General features: G+C 65.3%; 17 protein-coding genes, 1 pseudogene and 1 riboswitch. Of the genes and pseudogenes, 11 read left to right on the top strand and 7 right to left on the bottom strand.

What is annotated here, in order from left to right; genetic code table 11:
- Nucleotides 1-37: 37 nt before the first annotated feature.
- The 5 genes from DDE75_RS15140 to cysQ form a co-directional block, all read right to left on the bottom strand.
- Nucleotides 38-1081, bottom strand: a complete 1044-nt coding sequence (locus tag DDE75_RS15140; protein WP_108503217.1) for a glycosyltransferase family 2 protein — start codon at nucleotides 1079-1081, stop codon at nucleotides 38-40.
- Nucleotides 1078-2064, bottom strand: coding sequence for a UDP-glucose 4-epimerase GalE (galE, locus tag DDE75_RS15135; protein ID WP_108503216.1), 987 nt, complete (start codon nucleotides 2062-2064; stop codon nucleotides 1078-1080). Before galE ends, DDE75_RS15140 begins: the two co-directional genes overlap by 4 nt.
- A gap of 4 nt (nucleotides 2065-2068) precedes the next feature.
- Nucleotides 2069-2965, bottom strand: a complete 897-nt coding sequence (locus DDE75_RS15130) for a UTP--glucose-1-phosphate uridylyltransferase (protein ID WP_108503215.1) — start codon at nucleotides 2963-2965, stop codon at nucleotides 2069-2071.
- A 190-nt stretch (nucleotides 2966-3155) separates the two neighbouring features.
- Entirely contained in the window at nucleotides 3156-3956 is an 801-nt protein-coding gene (locus DDE75_RS15125; RefSeq protein ID WP_108503214.1) for a 3-deoxy-manno-octulosonate cytidylyltransferase, read from the bottom strand.
- A gap of 1 nt (nucleotide 3957) precedes the next feature.
- On the bottom strand, nucleotides 3958-4755 hold the full coding sequence (cysQ, locus tag DDE75_RS15120) for a 3'(2'),5'-bisphosphate nucleotidase CysQ (RefSeq protein ID WP_108503213.1): 798 nt from the start codon (nucleotides 4753-4755) through the stop codon (nucleotides 3958-3960).
- A 158-nt stretch (nucleotides 4756-4913) separates the two neighbouring features.
- On the opposite strand from cysQ, the gene DDE75_RS15115 reads away from it, so the two are divergent.
- The 8 genes and pseudogenes from DDE75_RS15115 (at nucleotide 4914) to DDE75_RS15080 (ending at nucleotide 14060) form a co-directional block, all read left to right on the top strand.
- Nucleotides 4914-5738: an ABC transporter permease gene (locus DDE75_RS15115; protein WP_245894770.1), complete on the top strand. Its 825-nt coding sequence runs from the start codon at nucleotides 4914-4916 to the stop codon at nucleotides 5736-5738.
- 204 nt (nucleotides 5739-5942) lie between these two features.
- A complete protein-coding gene (dnaK, locus tag DDE75_RS15110) occupies nucleotides 5943-7853 on the top strand; it encodes a molecular chaperone DnaK (RefSeq protein ID WP_108503212.1) in 1911 nt (636 codons plus the stop codon).
- A gap of 85 nt (nucleotides 7854-7938) precedes the next feature.
- A complete protein-coding gene (gene dnaJ, locus DDE75_RS15105; protein WP_108503211.1) occupies nucleotides 7939-9120 on the top strand; it encodes a molecular chaperone DnaJ in 1182 nt (393 codons plus the stop codon).
- Between the two features lie 46 nt (nucleotides 9121-9166).
- The gene (gene radC, locus DDE75_RS15100; protein ID WP_162799065.1) at nucleotides 9167-9937 is read left to right on the top strand and encodes a RadC family protein; all 771 of its coding nucleotides are present in this window, start codon (nucleotides 9167-9169) and stop codon (nucleotides 9935-9937) included.
- A gap of 172 nt (nucleotides 9938-10109) precedes the next feature.
- Nucleotides 10110-10673 (top strand): ubiquinol-cytochrome c reductase iron-sulfur subunit, encoded by a 564-nt coding sequence (gene petA / locus DDE75_RS15095; protein ID WP_108503210.1) that lies wholly within the window; start codon nucleotides 10110-10112, stop codon nucleotides 10671-10673.
- 11 nt (nucleotides 10674-10684) lie between these two features.
- Nucleotides 10685-12007: a cytochrome b gene (petB, locus tag DDE75_RS15090; RefSeq protein ID WP_108503209.1), complete on the top strand. Its 1323-nt coding sequence runs from the start codon at nucleotides 10685-10687 to the stop codon at nucleotides 12005-12007.
- Nucleotides 12008-12344: 337 nt separating this feature from the next.
- Nucleotides 12345-13067 (top strand): annotated as a pseudogene (locus DDE75_RS15085) (cytochrome c1); the annotation flags it as partial.
- 117 nt (nucleotides 13068-13184) lie between these two features.
- Nucleotides 13185-14060, top strand: a complete 876-nt coding sequence (locus tag DDE75_RS15080; RefSeq protein ID WP_108503208.1) for a ribokinase — start codon at nucleotides 13185-13187, stop codon at nucleotides 14058-14060.
- Here DDE75_RS15080 and aroC read toward each other — a convergent pair.
- Nucleotides 14051-15157, bottom strand: coding sequence for a chorismate synthase (gene aroC / locus DDE75_RS15075; RefSeq protein ID WP_108503207.1), 1107 nt, complete (start codon nucleotides 15155-15157; stop codon nucleotides 14051-14053). The genes DDE75_RS15080 and aroC overlap by 10 nt on opposite strands.
- A complete protein-coding gene (mutS, locus tag DDE75_RS15070; protein ID WP_108503206.1) occupies nucleotides 15154-17784 on the bottom strand; it encodes a DNA mismatch repair protein MutS in 2631 nt (876 codons plus the stop codon). The genes aroC and mutS overlap by 4 nt, the downstream gene beginning before the upstream one ends.
- 70 nt (nucleotides 17785-17854) lie before the next feature.
- A riboswitch (TPP riboswitch) is annotated at nucleotides 17855-17955 on the top strand.
- 31 nt (nucleotides 17956-17986) lie between these two features.
- Here mutS and DDE75_RS15065 point away from each other — a divergent pair.
- From DDE75_RS15065 to thiQ, 3 genes are read left to right on the top strand one after another with little or no spacing between them, the layout of a single operon-like run.
- Nucleotides 17987-18967: a thiamine ABC transporter substrate-binding protein gene (locus DDE75_RS15065; protein WP_108503205.1), complete on the top strand. Its 981-nt coding sequence runs from the start codon at nucleotides 17987-17989 to the stop codon at nucleotides 18965-18967.
- Complete coding sequence (locus DDE75_RS15060) at nucleotides 18943-20481, top strand: ABC transporter permease family protein (protein WP_108503204.1); 1539 nt, start codon at nucleotides 18943-18945, stop codon at nucleotides 20479-20481. Before DDE75_RS15065 ends, DDE75_RS15060 begins: the two co-directional genes overlap by 25 nt.
- The gene (thiQ, locus tag DDE75_RS15055) at nucleotides 20474-21166 is read left to right on the top strand and encodes a thiamine ABC transporter ATP-binding protein (protein ID WP_108503203.1); all 693 of its coding nucleotides are present in this window, start codon (nucleotides 20474-20476) and stop codon (nucleotides 21164-21166) included. Before DDE75_RS15060 ends, thiQ begins: the two co-directional genes overlap by 8 nt.
- Nucleotides 21167-21182: the final 16 nt, after the last annotated feature.

Genomic DNA, 21182 nt, shown 5'->3' with positions numbered 1-21182 from the left:
AGCAATGTGCCCCATGGTCCCGCTTGGCAAGGGTTTTTCAGGGTTCGGGGTCCTGCGGCCAATCACCTGTGCCCATCAGACCCAAGCGCACCAGCTGCGGCCAACCCGTGAAACGCTGCGAGCTTTCATCACGCAGCACCGGCCCGCGGGCCACCGCGCGGTGATAATCGGCATAGGCCTCGGGGCGGGCGAAATGCTGGCGACGGATCAGCTCCTCGGTCGATTTCGCAACGATGTCGGGCAGAAACTTGCCGTGCAGCAGCACCCCCGACAGCCGCGGATCGGACGGCCCGTCGTAAAGATCGTTCAGTCCCCGCGGCAGCACCGAATGGGTCGAGTTCACATAGACCTGCCGCCAGTTCCAGCGCATCAACGGCAGCTTGTTCAGCGTCGGCGATCGGGCCGGTTCATCGGCAAAGAAGACCCGTACCCGCAGACCGCCCTGCACCCAGAGGTTGCGACGCGGCATCATCCGTTGTGCACGATATGGGCCCGGATCGAACCAGGGCAGCCTCTGCGCCAGCGGTGCCCCTTCGGGTGCGTCGGCACCGCCCACGGGCCCGCTTGGGGCGAGGTCCAGCATCAACGCGCCCATGCCCGCGATGCCGCAGGCGTCCAGATGGGCGGTCAGCTGCGGCAAGGGGCGCGTATCGTGATGCGGATAGATCAGCAGTTCGTCCGCATCGACCGTGACGCACCAATGCCCGTTGCCATGCCGCATCAGCAGGGCGTTGGCCCAATCCAGCCCGAAGCGCGCCTGGCGATAGCTGGCCTGACAACGCCACAACGACACGTCGGGCTGCGCCGCCAGATAGCGGTCGGATCCGTCGTCGCTGGCATTGTCCACCATCAGGAAATGCGCGACACCAAGCTGACGATAGTGATCCAGAAAACCCGGCAGGTGGGACAGTTCGTTGCGCAGCGTGGTGACGACCAGAATGTCGTCGGGATCGATCAGGCCGGTGCGATCGATCACGGGCTGCAGGTCGCGGCGCGCCTTGATGGCGCGCCACAGAAGTTCACGTCGCTTCCACCTGGCACGATAGGCCTGCCAGGCGTTGCGAACGGGGCCGAAGCTCACTGCTTGTAGTCGCCCGCCTGATGCCAGCGCCACGCATCCGCGATCATCTGCTTCATGGTCGAACGATCTGGCGTCCACCCCAGATCGGTCTTCGCACGCTGGCTGCCGCAGACCAGCTTGACGGCATCGCCGCCACGGCGCGGCCCATCGACCATCGGCACCTGCCGGTTGGTCACATGACGGGTGGCATCCACGACCTCACGGACCGAGAATCCGTCGCCCGTGCCCAGACAGAATACACGGCTGCCCTTGTCGGCCTGAAGCCACTCCAGGCCCTTCACATGCGCATCGACCAGATCCATGACATGGACGTAATCGCGAATGCAGGTGCCGTCCGGCGTGGGATAATCCGTGCCGTGAATGGTCAGCGCCGCGCGCTTGCCGTCCACCGCATCAAGGATCAGCGGGATCAGATGCGTCTCGGGGCGGTGGAATTCGCCCACCTCGCCGTCGGGATCGGCACCCGCCACGTTGAAATAGCGGAAGATGACATGGCGCAGCCCGTGCGAGGCCTCGAAATCGACCAGCATGTCCTCGATGGCACGCTTGCTGGCGCCATAGGCGTTCAGGGGTGCCTGCGGGGTATCCTCGTCCAGCACCTCGCCGTCGCGGTCGCCATAGGTGGCGCAGGTCGAGCTGAAGACGAAGTTCATGCAACCCGCCGCAATCGCCGCCTCGATCAGGTTCAGCGAACCCGCGACGTTGTTGCGCCAGTATTTTCCCGGCTCGGCCATGGCTTCGCCCACCTGCGACAGCGCTGCGAAATGCAGCACAGCCACAGGCTGATACTCGGCGAATGCCGCGTCCAGCGCCGCGCGATCCATCAGGTCTGCTTCGACAAGCGGGCCGAACTTGACGGCATCCCGCCAACCGGTCGTCAGGTTGTCCAGGGTGACGGGGGTATATCCCGCCTGCGACAGGGCCTTGCAGGCGTGCGAGCCGATATAGCCCGCACCGCCCGTGACCAGAACATTCCCGGTCATCAGATCACTCGGCCGCGCGGTTCGTTGCCATGACGTGATGCAGGTACTCCGAGAATTCGTCGCGCAGTTCCTCACGCTCGAGGCCGAAGGCCACGGTCGCTTGCAGGAAGCCTGCCTTGGACCCGCAATCGAAGCGCTGGCCGCGGAAGCGCAGGCCGAAGACGTCGCGTCCGGCCTCGATCTCCTCGGCGATGGCGTCGGTCAGCTGGATTTCCCCACCCGCGCCCTGCTTCAGCTTGTTCAGGTTCTTCATGACGCTCGGCGCCAGGATATAGCGACCGATCACGGCCAGGTTCGACGGCTGCGTGCCCATCGCGGGCTTTTCGACCATGCCCTTGGCACGGACGATGGCGCCCATGTCCTCGGCCACGTCCAGCACGCCATAGGAGGACGCCTTTTCCGGGGCGACTTCCATGGTGGCGACCATGCTGCCGCCGGTCTCGCCGTAGGCTTCGATCATCTGTTGCAGGCAGGGCGGCTCACCCTGGATGACGTCGTCGGTCAGGACGACGGCGAAAGGCTCGTCATCGGACAGCAGGCGACGGGCGCACCACACGGCGTGACCCAGGCCCAAGGCCTTGTGCTGGCGGATATAGGCGATGGCGCCCGAATCCATGTTGGTCTGACGCAGCGTGTCCAGCAGCTTGTCCTTGCCAGCCTTCTTCAGGTTCGATTCCAGCTCGTGCGAATGGTCGAAGTAATCTTCCAGCGCACCCTTGCCACGCGAGGTGACGAAGATGAATTCCTTGATGCCCGCGGCGCGCGCTTCGTCGATTGCGTATTGAATCAGCGGCTTATCGACAAGGGACAGGATCTCCTTCGGGATGCTCTTGGTGGCTGGCAGGAAACGAGTCCCCAGACCTGCAACCGGAAAGATGGCTTTTGTAACCTTGCGACCCATTTCAACTACCTCTGATAACACGGCGACCCATCGGGCCACCTTCAATATTCGCCCCTGCCTACACGCAGCGGTCTGGATTTCAATAGAGAGACTATATTCTAGGCAGTTACCCGCCAAGCCATTCCGCGATTATGTTGCGAATTGTTCACAGTTCCCGCCCAAGTTGACGGCACCGATGGCGCGAGGGCGGTCAGTCCAGACCCATTTCGGACATCATCTGTTCAAGACGCTCGACATCCTGGGGGTTGTTCAGTTCCCAGAACTGGCGCCCGCGCGCCTCGACCTGCACGCAAAGGACGTGGCGCCCGCGTTCCAGGAAACGCAGCTGCTCAAGACCCTCCAGCTTTTCCAGCGTTCCTTCGGGCCAGCCGGCATATTCGCCAAGCGCCTTAGGGCGATAGGCATAGACGCCGACATGGTGGAAGACCGGGCTGTCGGCGTCATCCGCCACATCGCCCGGCACGAAGGGAATGACCTCTTTCGAGAAATAGAGCGCCTGCCCGTCATGCCCGAAGACCGCCGTCGTCCCGCCCACGCGACCCGCGTGGCGGTCGGCGATCAGATCGGCACGCATCCGGCCCGAACAGCGCAGGACCGGCGTGGCGACCTGCGCATCGGGGGCGGCACGCAGGCCCGCGAACAGATCCTCGACGAACCAGGCGGGGGTCAGGGGGGCGTCGCCCTGAAGGTTCACGACGATTTCGGGGGTGATGCCAAGGTTGGCGATCGCCTCGGCGCAGCGCTCGGTCCCATTGCGGCAGGAGGTCGAGGTCATCACGACCTCGGCGCCGAAACCTTCGGCATGATCGCGGATGCGGTCGTCATCGGTGGCCACCACGACCCGGTCCACGCCCGAGACCGCCATGGCGGCGTCCCAGCTGCGCCGGATCAGGCTGCGCGCCTGCCCGCCAGCACCGCGCAGTTCGACCAGCGGCTTGCCCGGATAGCGCGTCGAGGCATGGCGCGCGGGTATGACGATGACGACCGACATCTTACGGCTTCACCAGCAGGACGCCGGGGGCATAGGCGATGAAGAAGGGGTTCTCGAACCCAGGCTTGCCATAGACGAAGGTGCTGTGGTCGTCGAAGCGCACGACCTGACCGCCCGCCCCGCGCAGGACGGCATCGCCGGCGGCCGTATCCCATTCCATCGTGCGGCCCAGCCGTGGATAGAGATCCGCCTCTCCGGTCGCCACCAGGCAGAACTTCAGCGAGGATCCGGCGCTGGTCATGTCGCGCACGGCATACTGCCCGATATAGGCGTCCGTGGCCGCATCGCGGTGCGACTTCGAGGCCACGACCATCAGCGCGCGGTTGTCGGGCGTGGCGTTGACGCCGATCGGCTCGACCTTGCCGGGAGCCTCGCCGAAGGGGGCCTTCTCCTCGACCGACATGCCGTCGGCGCTGGTATAGAACAGACGGTCCTTGGCGGGTGCATAGACCACGCCGCGCACCGGCACGCCGTTTTCGACATAGGCGATGTTCACGGTGAAATCGCCGCGGCGCTTGACGAATTCCTTGGTGCCGTCCAGCGGATCGACGATCAGGAAGGTGGACAGCGACTGGCCATGGGTCTCGGCCTGTTCCTCGGTGACCAGCGGGATGTCGGGGAAAGCCTCGCGCAAGCCGGCCGAGATGATGGCATCGGCAGCCTCGTCAGCCTCGGTCACGGGGGAATCGTCGGCCTTGGTGCGCGTCTCGAAGTCGTCGGACTGATAGATTTCCATGATCCGCTCGCCCGCCAGCAGGGCAAGGCGGCGCATTTCGGTGGTCAATCGGTCGAATTGCATTCACTTTCCTTTACGTGGCGGGGCCTGTCCGGCCATGCCGGATTGCGTGAGGGTCCTGCCATCCTTATGATGCCGCAAAGGGATATCGGCAAGCACCGCCACCATGGCTGCCCCGAGGCTGCGACAATCCCGCATCATTTCCTTGCCGAGGTGTCGGAATGCTGTTCAAGCAACGTCAAAGCCGGAACATGGTCCAGGCGGCCTTCACCACGCTGGCGCTGATCTATCACCAGACGGTCTACAACCTGCGCACCGAACACCGCAACGCCGCCGTCGGCCTGTTGCTGACGATCGTGCAGACTTCGCTGTTCATGCTGGTGTTTTTGGCGCTTTACGCGCTGGTCGGCATCAAGACGGCGCCGCTTCGCGGGGATTTCCTGCTGTACATCATGTCGGGCATCTTCATCTTCATGCTGCATGTGCAATCGGTGGGGGCGGTCTCGGCCAGCCACTCGGTCTCGTCGGGGATCATCAAGCATGAACCGCTGAACGCTGCGGTGCTGATCTCGGGGGCGGCGCTGGCGATTCTCTACAAGCAGGCCATCAGCATCATCGTCCTGCTTCTGGCCTATCACGTGCTGTTCACGCCCATCACCATCTACGACCCGCTCGGGGCGGCGTCGCTGTTCCTGCTGTCCTGGTTCTCGGGATGCTGCGTCGGGCTGGTCTTCCTGGGGATCAGGCCTTGGTCGCCCGCCACCGCCAAGATGCTGACGACGCTTTATCAGCGGGTGAACATGTTCGCATCGGGCAAGTTCTTCGTGGCCAACACCATGCCGACCTTCATCCTGCCGTGGTTCTTCTGGAACCCGCTGTTTCACCTGATCGACCAGGAACGCGGCTTCCTGTTCATCAACTATTCGCCCCACAAGACGATCCTGCTTTATCCGCTGTGGTTTTCCATCGCCATGCTGATGATCGGGCTTCTGATCAACTTCACCACGCGCAAGCACGAATCGATCAGCTGGGCCGCCACGCAGTAAATTCCTGCCCCAAGAGGACGCAAAAGGCGTCATAAAGGGCCGATTTTGCGGCCTGGCGGTGCTTGCGGGGCAGAATTGCATCCCTATATACACCCCCGAAGCAGCCCGGTCCGTATCGGGTCTAATTCAAAGCAAGGGATCGGGCCGCGGGGGCCAAAACGGACCCGTAGCTCAAAATATCGCCGCAAGAGAGGTTATATCCATATGTCTAAAGTCATCGGCATCGACCTTGGCACCACCAACAGCTGCGTGGCCATCATGGACGGCAGCCAGCCCAAGGTCATCGAAAACAGCGAAGGCGCACGCACCACGCCCTCGATCGTGGGTTTCACGGATGGCGAACGTCTGGTCGGCCAGCCCGCCAAGCGTCAGGCCGTGACGAACCCCAGCAACACTGTCTTTGCCGTCAAGCGCCTGATCGGCCGCCGCATCGGTGACGAAGCCGTCGAGAAGGACCGCAAGCTGGTCCCTTACAGCATCGTCGACGGCGGCAATGGCGACGCATGGGTGCAGGTCAAGGATGAGAACTACTCTCCTTCCCAGGTCAGCGCGATGATCCTTCAGAAGATGAAGGAAACCGCCGAATCCTACCTGGGCGAGACCGTGACCCAGGCCGTGATCACCGTTCCGGCCTATTTCAACGACGCACAGCGCCAGGCCACCAAGGATGCGGGCAAGATCGCCGGCCTTGAAGTTCTGCGCATCATCAACGAGCCGACCGCGGCTGCCCTGGCCTATGGCTTGGACAAGAAAGAGACGAAGACCATCGCGGTCTACGACCTTGGCGGCGGCACCTTCGACATCACCATCCTGGAAATCGATGACGGCCTGTTCGAGGTCAAATCGACGAACGGCGACACCTTCCTGGGTGGCGAAGACTTCGACATGCGCATCGTCAACTACCTGGCCGATGAGTTTAAGAAAGAGCATGGCGTCGATCTGACTGCCGACAAGATGGCCCTTCAGCGCCTGAAGGAAGCCGCCGAGAAGGCCAAGATCGAACTGTCCAGCAGCAGCCAGACCGAGATCAACCAGCCCTTCATCAGCATGGGCTCGAACGGCCAGCCGCTGCACATGGTCATGAAGCTGACCCGCGCCAAGCTGGAAAGCCTGGTCGCCGATCTGATCAAGCGCACCATGAAGCCCGTTCAGGAAGCCCTGAAGGACGCCGGTTGCGCCAAGGGCGAGATCGACGAGATCGTTCTGGTCGGCGGCATGACCCGCATGCCCAAGGTCGTCCAGGAAGTCACCGACTTCTTCGGCAAGGAACCCCACAAGGGCGTGAACCCCGACGAGGTCGTCGCATTGGGCGCCGCCATTCAGGCCGGTGTTCTGCAGGGTGACGTCAAGGACGTGGTTCTGCTGGACGTGACGCCGCTGTCCCTGGGCATCGAGACCCTGGGTGGTGTCTTCACCCGCCTGATCGACCGCAACACGACGATCCCGACCAAGAAGAGCCAGATCTTCTCGACCGCCGAGGACAACCAGAACGCCGTGACGATCCGGGTCTTCCAGGGCGAGCGCGAGATGGCTGCCGACAACAAGATGCTGGGTCAGTTCAACCTCGAGGACATTCCGCCCGCACCGCGCGGCATGCCCCAGATCGAGGTGACCTTCGACATCGACGCCAACGGCATCGTCTCGGTTTCGGCCAAGGACAAGGGCACCGGCAAGGAACAGAACATCACCATCCAGGCTTCGGGCGGTCTGACCGACGAGGACATCCAGCGGATGGTCGATGATGCGGAATCCAACGCCGAAGCCGACAAGAACCGTCGCGAACTGGTCGAGGCCCGCAACCAGGCCGAAAGCCTGATCCATTCGACCAAGAAATCGCTGGCCGATCATGGCGACAAGGTCGACAGCTCGACCGTCGAAGCCATCGAACTGGCCATCGGTGCGCTGGAAGAGGCCCTGAAGTCGGAAGACGCGGGCAAGATCCGTTCCGGCATCCAGAACGTCATGGACGCCTCGATGCGTCTTGGCGAAGCCATCTACAAGGCTCAGGAAGGCAGCGACGAGGCCGCCTCCTCCGAGGAAACGGAACGCGAGGTCGACGAGGACATCGTGGACGCCGATTTCGAAGACTTGGGCGAAGACAAGAAGCGCGGCTGATCGAGGCCGACTCTCAGAAAGGGGCCGGTCTGCATTCCGATGCGGACCGGCCCGCTTTCTTTGAGGCAAAGGAATAGGACGACACATGAGCAAGCGTTGCTATTACGAGGTGCTCGGGGTCAGCCGCGGGGCTTCGGCCGACGAGATCAAGAAGGCCTATCGCACCAAGGCCAAGGAACTGCATCCCGATCGCAACCCCAACGATGCGACCGCCGAGGTCCGCTTCAAGGAAGCGAACGAGGCCTATGACTGCCTGAAGGACGAACAGAAGAAATCGGCCTATGACCGCTTCGGCCATGCGGCCTTCGAAGGCGGCGGCGGTGGTTTCGGCGGCGGCTTCGGCGGTCGCGGCGGTGCCGGTCCGCAGGGCGACTTCGGTTCGGCCTTCGCCGATGTCTTCGAGGATCTCTTCGGCGACATGATGGGCGGGCGTCGCGCTGGCGGTGGCGGCGGACGGTCGCGCGCTCAACGCGGCCAAGACCTGCGCTACAACCTGCGGGTCACCTTGGAAGAGGCCTATGTCGGCGTGCAGAAGCCGATCACCGTCAACGGCTCGGCCGCCTGCGACGAATGCGACGGCACCGGCGCCGAGGGCGCGACCCAGCCTGCCGCCTGCCCGACCTGTGCGGGCATGGGCAAGGTTCGCGCGCAGCAGGGTTTCTTTACCGTCGAACGCGCCTGCCCGACCTGCGGCGGCGCCGGTCAGATCATCAAGAACCCCTGCAAGGTCTGCCACGGCGCAGGCCGTCTGGAACGCGAACGCACGCTGTCGGTGAACATCCCCGCAGGCGTGGAAACCGGCACCCGCATCCGCCTTGCGGGCGAAGGCGAGGCCGGCTTGCGCGGCGGCCCGGCGGGCGATCTCTATATCTTCGTCGAGGTGCAGGAGCATTCGATCTTCCTGCGCGACGGCAAGATGCTGGCCTGTCAGGTGCCCGTCAGCATGGCGACCGCAGCCCTTGGCGGCGAGGTCGAGGTGCCGACGATCGATGGCGGTCGCGCACGCGTCAAGGTGCCCGCGGGCAGCCAGACCGGACGCCAGATGCGCCTGCGCGGCAAGGGCATGCCCCCTCTGCGCCACGGTGCCGGAGCGGGTGGCGAGCTGGGCGACATGCTGATCGAGTTGACGGTGGAAACCCCCGTGAACCTGACCGCCCGCCAGCGCGAGCTGCTGCGCGAGTTCGAGGAGGTGAAGGCCGACAACAGCCCTCAGTCCGACGGCTTCTTCGACAAGGTCCGCAGCTTCTGGGACGGGATGACCCGCTGATCGCGGTTTAACCCTTTGTTTACCGATCGGGTCCATGCTTGCGGGCATGGACCCGAATCGTTCCTTTGGCGAAATGCCCCAATCGCTTTTCGACCCCGCGCCCGACGACGTGGTGCCGGTGGTCCCCGTGCGCGGCAAGACTGCCCCCTCGTATCTTGCCGATCACCGTGCGCGTCTGCGCGACCGCTTCATGCAGGGCGGTGCCGCCGCCATGCCCGACTATGAAATGCTGGAACTGGTCCTGTTCCGTGCCATTCCCCGGCAGGACGTGAAACCGCTGGCGCGCCGCCTGATCGAGGCGTTCGGCGACTTCAATCGCGTTCTGACCGCAACCCCCGCCCGGCTGCAGGCCATCGACGGCGTGGGCCCCGCGGTGGTGACCGAGCTGAAGATCGTCGAGGCCGCCGCACAGCGCCTGGCACGCGCCCGCGTCATGCACCGCCCCGTCCTGTCGGGCTGGCAAGAACTGCTGGACTATTGCCACACCGCCATGGCCCATCGAGAGATCGAGCAGTTCCGTGTCCTCTTCATGGACCGCAAGAACGTCCTGATCGCCGATGAGGAACAGGCCCGCGGCACCGTCGACCACGTTCCCGTCTATCCACGCGAGATCATCCGACGGGCGCTGGAGCTGAACGCCTCGGCCCTGATCCTGGTCCACAACCACCCCTCGGGCGACCCCACGCCTTCGGATGCGGACATCACCATGACGGCCCGCATCGCGCAGGCCGCCGAAAGCATGTCGATCACCATCCACGATCACCTGATCATCGGAAAATCGCGCGAACTGAGTTTCCGCGCCGAAGGCCTGCTGTGACGGGAACGTGGTGGATTTGCGACAGATGCGTCGAAATGCGCAGGTTCCGTCCGGGTTACAGTCTGGACTGACAGGAATTTGAACGATAGAACCGCCACGCGAAGGCTGCGTCCCGGACGTGGCCCGGAATGTCGTATCGGCCTGAATTTCGGCCCGAATTGGAGTATGACCCGTGTCCCACGCAGATGACCACGTAGGCACCCGGAGGGATTTCCTCTATTATGCCGCGGCGGGCGCAGGCACGGTGGCCGCCGGTGCCGCCGCCTGGACGCTTGTGAACCAGATGAACCCCTCGGCTGACGTTCAGGCCCTTGCCTCGATTCCGGTCGATGTCAGCGGCGTGACCGAAGGATCCCAGATCACCGTCCTGTTCCTGGGCAAGCCGGTCTTCATCCGCCGCCGCACCGCCGAGGAGATCGAGGCCGGACGCGCGGTCGAGCTGAACGAACTGGTCGATCAGGACGCCGAGAACCCGAACCTGCCGGCGGGATCGCCCGCCACCGATGAAAACCGCACCCTGGACGAGGCCGGCGAATGGCTGGTCCAGATCGGCGTCTGCACCCACCTGGGCTGCGTGCCGATCGGCGACGGCGCCGGCGACTTCGGGGGTTGGTTCTGCCCCTGCCACGGCAGCCACTATGACACGGCAGGCCGTATCCGCCGTGGCCCCGCACCGCAGAACATGCACATTCCCGTGGCGTCGTTCATCAACGACACCACCATCCAGTTGGGCTGAGGAGGGTTCTCATGGCCGGAATACCGCACGACCATTATCAGCCCAAGTCGGGCTTCGAACGCTGGCTGCACCGCCGTCTGCCGGTGGCCGGACTGCTTTACGACACGCTTGTCATCCCGACGCCCAAGAACCTCAACTGGATGTGGATCTGGGGCATCGTCCTGACCTTCTGCCTGGCGCTGCAGATCATCACCGGCATCGTGCTGGTCATGCACTACACGCCCCATGTCGACATGGCCTTCGCCAGCGTCGAACACATCATGCGCAACGTGAACGGCGGCTATATGCTGCGCTACCTGCACGCGAACGGCGCCTCGCTGTTCTTCGTCGCGGTCTACCTGCACATCTTCCGCAGCCTCTATTACGGCAGCTACAAGGCCCCGCGCGAGGTGACCTGGATCGTCGGCATGCTGATCTATCTGCTGATGATGGCCACGGCCTTCATGGGCTACGTGCTGCCTTGGGGTCAGATGTCCTTCTGGGGCGCGACCGTGATCACCGGTCTCTTCGGTGCCATTCCGGGCATCGGTGAATCGCTGCAGACCTGGCTGCTGGGCGGCCCCGCCGTCGGCAACGCGACGCTGAACCGCTTCTTCTCGCTGCACTACCTGCTGCCCTTTGTCATCGCGGGCCTGGTGATCGTCCACATCTGGGCCTTCCACTCGACCGGCAACAACAACCCGACGGGCATCGAGGTCCGCCGCGGTTCGAAAGAGGAAGCGCAGAAGGACACCCTGCCCTTCTGGCCCTATTTCGTGATCAAGGACCTGCTGGCGCTGGCCGTCATCATGGTCGTCTTCTTCGCGATCGTGGGCTTCATGCCGAACTATCTGGGTCACCCCGACAACTATATCGAGGCGAACGCGCTGGCGACGCCCGCCCATATCGTTCCCGAATGGTACTTCCTGCCCTTCTACGCCATCCTGCGCGCCTTCGACGGCGATGTCTGGGCCGTGCAGCTGGTGCAGTTCCTGTCCTTCGGCATCGTCGACGCCAAGTTCTTCGGCGTACTGGCGATGTTCGGTGCGATCATCGTCATGGCGCTGGTGCCCTGGCTGGACACCTCTCGCGTGCGCTCGGGCCGCTACCGCCCGCAGTTCAAGTGGTGGTTCTGGCTGCTGGCCGTCGATTTCGTCGTGCTGATGTGGGTCGGCGCCATGCCGACGACGGGTCCCTACCCCTACATCGCGCTGCTGGCCTCGACCTATTGGTTCGCCTACTTCCTGGTCATCCTGCCGCTTCTGGGCGTCATCGAGAAGCCCGAGCCCATGCCGGCCACGATCGAGGAAGACTTCAATGCGCATTACAGCGCCAAGGCGACACCGGCCGAGTAAGGAGAGCCAAGCAATGACCCTGAGAACCAAGACGCTCACGGCCGCGCTGGCCCTGACGATCTCTGCGACCGGCTTCGCGCTGGCGCAGGAGGCCGCCACGACCACCGTGCCGATGCAGCCCGCAGACAGCACGCAGGACGCGCCCGCCGAGGGCACGACCTTCGTGGCCACCCCGGCCGAGACCGGCGCCGAGGAAACTGCCGCGGAAGAACCCGCCGCAGCCGAGCCCGAGGCCCAGGCCGAGGCGGACCACGGCGACGCCGAAGCCGATCACGGCGAGACCGAGCATGCAGATGCCGGTCACGCCGAGGGCGAGGACGATCACGGCGGCGACCACGGTGCCGCCCATATCGAGGACATCGACTTCAGCTTCGAAGGCCCCTTCGGCAGCTACGACCAGTTCCAGCTGCAGCGCGGCCTTCAGGTCTATACCGAGGTCTGCTCGGCCTGCCACGGCATGAAGTTCGTCCCGATCCGCACCCTGTCGGACGAAAGCGGCCCCGGCCTGCCCGAGGATCAGGTCCGCGCCTATGCCGCGACGCTTCTGCCCATCGTGGACGAAGCCACCGGCGAGGAACGTGACCGCGTCGCCACCGACCACTTCCCGACCGTCTCGGGCATGGGCATGGGTCCCGACCTGTCGCTGATGGCCAAGGCACGGGCCGGTTTCCACGGGCCTATCGGCCTGGGCATCAACCAGCTGGTCAAGGGCATCGGCGGACCGGAATACATCCACGCCGTTCTGACCAGCTATACCGGCGAGGAACAGGAACAGGCCGGATCGGTGCTTTACGGCAACAGCGCCTTCCCCGGCGGCTGGATCGGCATGCCGCCACCGCTGTCGGAAGACCGCGTGACCTATGCCGACGGCACCCCGGCCACCGTCGATCAGATGGCGACCGACGTTTCGGCCTTCCTGATGTGGACCGCCGAGCCCAAGATGATGGATCGCAAGTCCGTGGGCCTGGTCGCCGTGCTGTTCCTGATCGTCCTCAGCGCACTGCTGTACCTGGTGAACAAGCGCCTCTGGGCACCCCACAAGGGCAAGCTGAAGCACTGATCGCCCGCGATCATCACGACCTGAAGGAACGCGCCCCGAAACGGGCGCGTTTTTTCGTCTCTGGACAAGGGGCCGCAGCCTCGGTCAGATGTCGCCCGTCGAACGGAGGAGACGGCCATGGCGATCTGGAATCTGGGGTCCATCAACATCGACCGGGTCTATCGGCTGGACAGCCTGCCCCAACCCGGCGAGACGCTGACCTCTCGCGGTCACGATTCAGGGCTTGGCGGCAAGGGGGCGAACCAATCGGTCGCCGCAGCGCAGGCCGGGGCGGTGACGCATCATCTGGGCGCGATGGGGTCGGGCGATGACTGGGTGATCGAGCGGCTGGCCGAAAAAGGCGTCGGCACCGATCACGTCGCGCGGATGGTCGATCAGGTCACAGGCCACGCCATCATCATGGTCGATGCCCATGCTGAAAATGCGATCGTCATCCACCCCGGTGCCAACCGCGCTATTGGCGACGACCGTCTGGCGCAAGCGCTGGCGGGGATCGGGGCATCCGACACGCTGCTGATCCAGAATGAAACCAACGGCCAGGTCGCCGCCGCCGAGGTCGCCAATGCCACAGGCGCACGGGTTATCTATTCCGCCGCGCCCTTCGATCTGGAGGCCGTGCGCCAGATCCTGCCCCATGTCAGCATTCTGGCCATGAACGAGGGCGAGGCCGCGCAGCTCTTCGCCGCCATGCCCGGCGATCTGCCGGTTCAGGGTCTGCTGATCACGCGCGGATCGAAGGGGGCCGAGTATCGCGATCTGACCAGCGGCCAGACGCATGAACAGGCGTCCTTCAAGGTGACGCCGGTGGATACGACCGGCGCGGGCGACACCTTCGCGGGCTATTTCGCGGCTGGTCTGGACGCGGGGCTGCCAATCCCCGATGCGCTGCGCCGCGCATCGGCTGCGGCGGCGCTGCAGGTGACGCGACCGGGGGCGGGCGATGCCATCCCCTCGGCCGCCGAGGTCGACGCCTTTCTGGCCGATCAGTCCTGACCGATGCGCCCGCGCAGGCCGCCGGTCTGCGCGCGGTCCATCAGCAGATGATCCAGCAGCACGCAGGCGGCCATCGCCTCGGCCACCGGGACGGCGCGGATGCCGACGCAGGGGTCGTGGCGGCCCTTGGTGATGACCTCGATTTCCTCGCCCCGCGAATTGATCGAGCGGCGCGGCGTCGTGATCGAGCTGGTCGGCTTGATGGAAAACCGCACCACGATGTCCTGCCCCGTCGAAATCCCGCCGAGGATCCCGCCTGCGTGGTTCGACAGGAACTCGGGGCCGTCTTCGCCCATGCGGATCTCGTCGGCATTGTCGACGCCGGTCAGGCTTGCTGCGGCCATGCCCTCGCCGATCTCGACGCCCTTGACGGCGTTGATCGACATCATCGCAGCGGCCAGATCGGTGTCCAGCTTGGCATAGACCGGCGCGCCGAGGCCCGGCGGGCAGTGGCGCACCAGCACCTCGATCGCGGCGCCGACGCTGTTCTGATCCTTGCGGATGCCGTCCAGATAGTCGGACCAAGCCTCGACCGCGCCCGCATCGGGCAGGAAGAAGGGGTTGGTGTCGATGGCTTCCGCATCGAAGCGGTCGCGGTCCAGACGCAGCGTGCCCATCTGCACCATGTAGCCGATGATCTGCATGTCGGGGGCCAGCTTGGCCAGCACCGCATGGGCCACCGCCCCCGCGGCCACCCGCGCCGCCGTTTCCCGCGCCGAGGACCGACCGCCGCCGCGATAATCGCGCACGCCGTATTTCAGGTGATAGCTGATATCGGCATGGCCGGGGCGGAAGCTGGTGGCGATGTCGCCGTAATCCTTCGACCGCTGGTCGGTATTCTCGATCATCAGCTGGATCGAGGTTCCGGTCGTCACCCCTTCGAAGACGCCCGAGAGGATGCGGACCTGATCGGCCTCGCGCCGTTGGGTCGTGTGCTTGCTGGTGCCGGGGCGGCGGCGGTCCATGAAGCGCTGGATGTATTCCTCGGACAGGGGAACGCCGGGGGGGACGCCGTCGACGGTCGCGCCCAGGGCGGGGCCGTGGCTTTCGCCCCAGGTGGTGAAGCGGAATTCGCGGCCGAAGGTGTTGTAGCTCATGGTTCGGCGTCCTCGGTCAGGGCTTTCAGTTGATAGACCAGATCCAGCGCCTCGCGCGGGGTCAGGCTGTCGGGATGCACCGCTTTCAGCGCCGCGTCCAGCGGGGATGATTTTGCGGGCGCAGGGGCGGGCGGGGCTGCACGGAACAGCGGCAGGTCGTCGATCAGCGCGGCGGGGCGGGCGGCACCTTCGCGTTCGCCCGATTCCAGCGCGTCAAGAACCTCGCGTGCCCGGTCCACCACGGATGCGGGCAGACCGGCCAGCCGCGCCACCTGCACGCCATAGCTGCGGTCGGCGGCACCTTTGCGCACCTCATGCAGGAAGATCACGTCGCCTTCCCATTCGCGCACGGCGACGGTGGCGTTTTCAACGCCCTCCAGTCGCGCGGTCAGGGCGGTCATCTCGTGGTAATGGGTCGCAAACAGCGCACGGCAGCGGTTGGCGGCATGCAGATGCTCCATCACGGCCCAGGCGATGGACAACCCGTCCCAGGTGGCCGTGCCGCGCCCGATCTCGTCCAGGATCACCAGCGCATGGTCGTCGGCCTGATTCAGGATGGCGGCGGTTTCGACCATTTCGACCATGAAGGTCGACCGGCCCCGCGCTAGGTCATCGGCAGCGCCGACGCGGCTGAACAGTTGGCTGACGATGCCGATATGGGCGTGGCTGGCGGGGACGAAACCGCCCGCCTGCGCCAGAACGGCAATCAGGGCGTTCTGGCGCAGGAAGGTCGATTTGCCCGCCATGTTGGGACCGGTCAGCAGCCAGATGGCCGGGGTCGCGCCCTGGGTCAGATCGCAATCATTGGCGACAAAACTTTCGGCCTTGCGCTTCAACGCGCGTTCCACGACGGGATGCCGCCCGCCGGTGATGGAAAAGGCGCGGCTGTCGTCGACGCGCGGGCGCACCCAACCCTCGCCGGATGCGATGTCGGCAAAGGCACCCGCCAGGTCGATCTCGGCCAGTGCCCGCGCCGCTTGCCCGATGGGACCGGCGCGGTCCAGAACGGCGGTGCGCAAGCGGTCGAAGATGCCGCGCTCGATCTCCAAGGCACGATCGCGGGCATTCAGGATGCGGGTTTCCAGCTCGGACAGCTCGACCGTGGTGAAGCGGATCTGGTTGGCGGTCGTCTGGCGGTGGATGAAGGTCTGGTTCAGCGGCGCGGCCATCATGCGTTCGGCATGGGTGGCGGTCGTCTCGATGAAATAGCCCAGGACGTTGTTGTGCTTGATCTTCAGACTGCCGACACCGGCCATCGCGGCATAGTCGGCCTGCATGCCCGCGATGACGCCACGCCCTTCGTCGCGCAAGCGGCGGGTCTGGTCCAGATCCTCGTCATGCCCCTCGGCCACGAAACCGCCGTCGCGGGCCAGCAGGGGCGGTTCGGCCACCAGCGCATCATCCAGCAGGTCGATCAAGTCGTCATGGCCGGTCAGATCGGCCACTGCGTCGCGCAGCACCTGCGCGGCGTCATCCGGCAGACGCTCGGCAATCGCGGCCCCTTGGGTCAGCCCCGCCCGGATCGCCGCCAGATCGCGCGGACCGCCGCGTTCCAGCGCCAGCCGCGACAGGGCGCGGTCCATGTCGGGCACGCGGGCCAGCGCGCCGCGCAGATCGGCCAGCAGTCGCGGGTCGTCGACCAGCATGGCTACGCTATCCTGACGCGCATGGATCAGCGACAGATCGCGGCTTGGGGCACTGATGCGGCGTTCCAGCAGACGCGCGCCGGGGGCCGTCACGGTGCGGTCGATGGCCGCCAGCAGGGACCCTTCGCGACCGCCTGACAGGGCTTGGGTCAGTTCCAGATTGCGGCGGGTGGCCGCGTCGATCTGCATCGCGCCGCCCGCCTGTTCGCGGACCGGGTGGCGCAGAAGCGGCAGCTTGCCCTTCTGCGTCATGTCCAGGTAATCGACGATGGCGCCCATCGCGCCCTGCTCGGCCCGGGTGAAACTGCCGAAACCGTCCAGCGTCTCGACGCCGTAAAGCGCACAGAGCCGCCGCGCACCGGCCGCGCTGTCGAAGGCGCCGGGATGCAGGTCGGTCAGGGCGGCGCCCGCATCTTGGACCAACTCCTCGAATTCATACCCCACGGCCAAGACCTCGCGCGGGGTCAGGCGGGCCAGTTCGGGGGCCAGCCGCGCAGGCGGGCATTCCATCACCTGAAACGCCCCGGTCGAGATATCGACCCAAGCCAGCGCCCCTTCGTCGCGGACCTGCGCATAGGCGGCAAGGAAGTTGTGGCGGCGCGCCTCCAGCAGCGATTCCTCGGTCAGGGTGCCGGGGGTGACAAGGCGGACGACATCGCGGGCGACGACCGATTTCGACCCGCGCTTCTTGGCCTCGGCGGGGTCCTCCATCTGTTCGGCGATGGCCACGCGGAACCCTTTGCGGATCAGCGTCAGAAGATAGCTTTCGGCGGCATGGACCGGCACGCCGCACATCGGGATCGGTTCGCCCTGATGCGTCCCGCGTTTTGTCAGCGCAATGTCCAAGGCGGCTGCGGCCTGGACTGCGTCGTCGAAGAACATTTCATAGAAATCGCCCATGCGATAGAACAGCAGCGCACCGGGGTTCGCCTCGCGGATCGCAAGATACTGCGCCATCATCGGGGTGGGCTGGTCGGTCATGACGGTCCTTGGGCTTCCTTCTGGCCCCCGTATCTAGCCGCTTGCGCGCTGCGGTGAAACCATTACATTCAAGCCTACCTCGGGGTGCCCTGCATGGGCTGAGACGCAGTTGCGGACCCGTTGAACCTGATCCGGTTGATACCCGGCGGAGGGAAGGTGACGGCTGTCCTTTCTTTCGAAACCCGTTTGAGAGGAGGCCACCGTGAAACCCCTGCTGATCGCCACCGCCCTGCTGGCCGCGACCCCCGCACTGGCACAGGACCGGGTGCTGACCGTCTATGCCAGCGATTACATCGCCAGCGAATGGGGCCCCGGCCCCAAGATCAAGTCCGAGTTCGAGGCCTTCTGCGACTGCACGCTGGATTTCGTCACCGGCGATATCCTGCCCCGCCTGCTGATGGAGGGTGAGGGGACGGATGCCGACATCGTCTTCGGGTTGAACACCGATGTCACCGCCCGCGCCCGCGCATCCGGTCTGTTCGCGCCCCATGGGCAGGACACCTCGGACATGTCGCTGCCGGTGGAATGGACCGATGACATCTTCCTGCCCTACAACTGGGGCGAAACCGCCTTCGTCTATGACAACACGCGGCTGGAAAACCCGCCCGCCAGCTTTCAGGAATTGCTGGACGCGCCCGACGACCTGAAGATCGTCATTCAGGACCCGCGGTCGTCCATTTCCGGTCTGGCGCTGCTGCTCTGGGTCAAGCAGGTCTATGGCGACGATGCGCCGGATGCCTGGGCCAAGCTGGCCCCCAAGGTGCTGACCGTGACGCGCGGCTGGTCGGAATCTTATGGCATGTTCACGGACGGAGAGGCGGACATGGTCCTCTCCTACACCACCTCGCCCGCCTATCACATCGCGGCCGAGGATGACCTGACCAAGAAGGCCGCGATCTTCCCTGAAGGTCATTACTTCATGGCCGAACTGGCAGCGCAGGTGGCCTCGACCGATCAGCCCGAACTGGCGCAGCAGTTCATGGACTGGATCCTGACGCCTGAGTTCCAGAAGACCATTCCGCTTGCCAACTGGTCCCTACCCGCCAAGCTGCCGCAGGACGACTGGCCGCAGGTCATGCGCGACCTGCCCCGCCCCGACAAGACGCTGTTCTATTCCGAGGACGAGGCCGAAGCCCTGCGCCAACCGGCGCTGGACGAATGGCTGCGCGCCTTCGCGGGGTGATCGCGGGACGCATCGTCGCCGCCGGACTGGGCGCCCTGATCCTTGGCACGCTGGCCGCCGTCGCATGGCAGGCGGGCGGGTTGTCGGGTCTGGGCGAATGGGACTGGCGGGCGGTGCGCTTCACCATCTGGCAGGCGGCGCTGTCGGCCACGCTGTCGGCGGCGCTGGCCGTGCCCGTGGCGCGGGCGCTGGCGCGGCGACGGTTCCGGGGACGCGGGCTGCTGGTGACCCTGCTGGGGGCGCCCTTCATCCTGCCGGTGATCGTGGCGATCATGGGGCTGATCTCGGTCTTCGGGCGCAATGGCGCGTTGAATGAGGGTCTGCGTGCCCTGGGCCTGCCCGAGATCGGCATCTATGGCTGGCAGGGGGTGATTTTGGCGCATGTTTTCTTCAACCTGCCACTGTCGGTGCGGCTGATCCTACAAGGCTGGCAGGCGATCCCGTCCGAACGCTTCCGCCTAGCCAGCAGCTTGGGCTTTGCGCCCGCCGACATCGCCCGTCATCTGGAGCGCCCGATGCTGCGCGCGGCCCTGCCGGGCGTCTGGCTGGCGGTCTTCCTGGTGTGCCTCACATCCTTCACCGTCGCTTTGGCCCTTGGCGGTGGCCCGCGTGCCACGACGGTCGAGCTGGCGATCTATCAGGCCTTCCGCTTCGATTTCGATCTGGGACGGGCGGCGACGCTTGGGCTGGTGCAGATCGGTCTGTGCATCGCCGCGATGCTGGCCGCGCGTTGGATCGCCATTCCGGCGGGCTTCGGGGCGGGCATGGACGCTGGCCAAGGTCCGACCGGTCCGCGCGGCTGGCGCGTTGCGGCGGATGCGGCGGTCATTGCACTGGCGGCGGGGTTCCTGCTGTGGCCGCTGGCGGCGGTAATGGCGGTGGGCGTGCCGCGTCTGCCAATGCTGCAGGCCGATATCTGGTGGGCGGCGGGGCGGTCGGTGGTGATGGCGGTGATCTCGGCCCTGCTGGCGGTGATGCTGTGCCTGACGCTGGCCCTGACCATCGCGCGTGGGGCTGGCCGTTGGATCGAGGCGGCGGGCATGCTGCCGCTGATCGCCTCGCCTCTGGTTCTGGGAACGGGGCTGTTCATCCTGCTGCGCGATATGGCCGGCCCTCAGCAGATGGCGCTGCCGGTGACGGTGGCGATCAACGCCGCCATGGCCCTGCCCTTCGGGCTGCGGGCGCTGATCCCGGCGGCGCGCAGCCTGCAGGACGATTACGGCCAGCTGGCGGCCTCGCTGGACCTGCGGGGTTGGGCGCGGCTGCGCTACCTGACCCTGCCGCGTCTTGCGCGTCCCCTGGGCTTTGCCGGGGGGCTTGCGGCGGCGCTTGCCATGGGCGATCTGGGCGTGATCACATTGTTCGCCAGCGATCAGCCGACATTGCCGTTGAAACTGTATCAGCTGATGAACAGCTATCGCATGGCGGATGCGGCGGGGGCGGCGGTGCTGCTGATGGCGCTCAGCTTCGGGCTGTTCTGGGTCTTCGACAAGGGGGGGCGGCTGGATGCTTGAATTGCGGGACATCGCATTTCGTCAGGATGATTTCAGTCTTTGCGCCGATCTGACATTGCCCAAAGGCGGACGTTTCGCGGTGATCGGTGCTTCGGGGTCGGGCAAATCCACCTTGCTGTCGCTGATTGGCGGCTTTCTGTTCCCCGATCAGGGGAAGGTGATGTGGAACGGGCAGGACATCACCGGCATGGCGCCGGGCGATCGACCCATATCGACGCTGTTCCAGCACCATAATTTGTTTCCGCATCTGACTATAAGACAAAATATAGGCATGGGGCTTCGGCCTGATCTGCGTCTGGATACAAGCCAGCGCAACCGCGTGGCGCAGGTTCTGGATCAGGTGGGACTGTCCGGCATGGGTGATCGCCGTCCCGCCGCGCTGTCGGGCGGCCAGCAAAGCCGCGTCGCGCTGGCTCGCGTCCTGCTGCGGGCCCGCCCCATCCTGCTGCTGGACGAGCCTTTCGCGGCGCTCGGCCCCGCGTTGAAGGCTGAAATGCTGTCGCTGCTGAACGATATCGCCGACGGAACCGAGGCCACGGTCCTGATGGTCACCCATGATCCGCAGGACGCCCGCGTCTTTTCACCCCAAACCATTCTGGTCGAGGATGGCCGCGCCCATGCCCCTCGCGACACCGCCCCCTTGCTGGACGACCCGCCCCCCGGCCTGCGCGCCTACCTGGGATAAGTTCACGGCGCGCAAA

This window comes from Paracoccus indicus, assembly GCF_003056335.1.
GTDB classification, from domain to species: Bacteria; Pseudomonadota; Alphaproteobacteria; order Rhodobacterales; family Rhodobacteraceae; genus Paracoccus; species Paracoccus indicus.
Note: the sequence above shows the minus strand (reverse complement) of the source record. Positions and strands in the feature narration are given on the sequence as shown.

Bases quoted from the DNA above. Each gene is read 5' to 3' on its own strand.
- galE (WP_108503216.1), bottom strand. From the start codon at position 2,064: ATGACCGGGAATGTTCTGGTCACGGGCGGTGCGGGCTATATCGGCTCG.
- DDE75_RS15130 (WP_108503215.1), bottom strand. From the start codon at position 2,965: ATGGGTCGCAAGGTTACAAAAGCCATCTTTCCGGTTGCAGGTCTGGGG.
- DDE75_RS15125 (WP_108503214.1), bottom strand. From the start codon at position 3,956: ATGTCGGTCGTCATCGTCATACCCGCGCGCCATGCCTCGACGCGCTAT.
- cysQ (WP_108503213.1), bottom strand. From the start codon at position 4,755: ATGCAATTCGACCGATTGACCACCGAAATGCGCCGCCTTGCCCTGCTG.
- DDE75_RS15115 (WP_245894770.1), top strand. From the start codon at position 4,914: ATGCTGTTCAAGCAACGTCAAAGCCGGAACATGGTCCAGGCGGCCTTC.
- dnaK (WP_108503212.1), top strand. From the start codon at position 5,943: ATGTCTAAAGTCATCGGCATCGACCTTGGCACCACCAACAGCTGCGTG.
- dnaJ (WP_108503211.1), top strand. From the start codon at position 7,939: ATGAGCAAGCGTTGCTATTACGAGGTGCTCGGGGTCAGCCGCGGGGCT.
- radC (WP_162799065.1), top strand. From the start codon at position 9,167: ATGGACCCGAATCGTTCCTTTGGCGAAATGCCCCAATCGCTTTTCGAC.
- petB (WP_108503209.1), top strand. From the start codon at position 10,685: ATGGCCGGAATACCGCACGACCATTATCAGCCCAAGTCGGGCTTCGAA.
- DDE75_RS15080 (WP_108503208.1), top strand. From the start codon at position 13,185: ATGGCGATCTGGAATCTGGGGTCCATCAACATCGACCGGGTCTATCGG.
- aroC (WP_108503207.1), bottom strand. From the start codon at position 15,157: ATGAGCTACAACACCTTCGGCCGCGAATTCCGCTTCACCACCTGGGGC.
- mutS (WP_108503206.1), bottom strand. From the start codon at position 17,784: ATGACCGACCAGCCCACCCCGATGATGGCGCAGTATCTTGCGATCCGC.
- DDE75_RS15060 (WP_108503204.1), top strand. From the start codon at position 18,943: ATGGCTGCGCGCCTTCGCGGGGTGATCGCGGGACGCATCGTCGCCGCC.
- thiQ (WP_108503203.1), top strand. From the start codon at position 20,474: ATGCTTGAATTGCGGGACATCGCATTTCGTCAGGATGATTTCAGTCTT.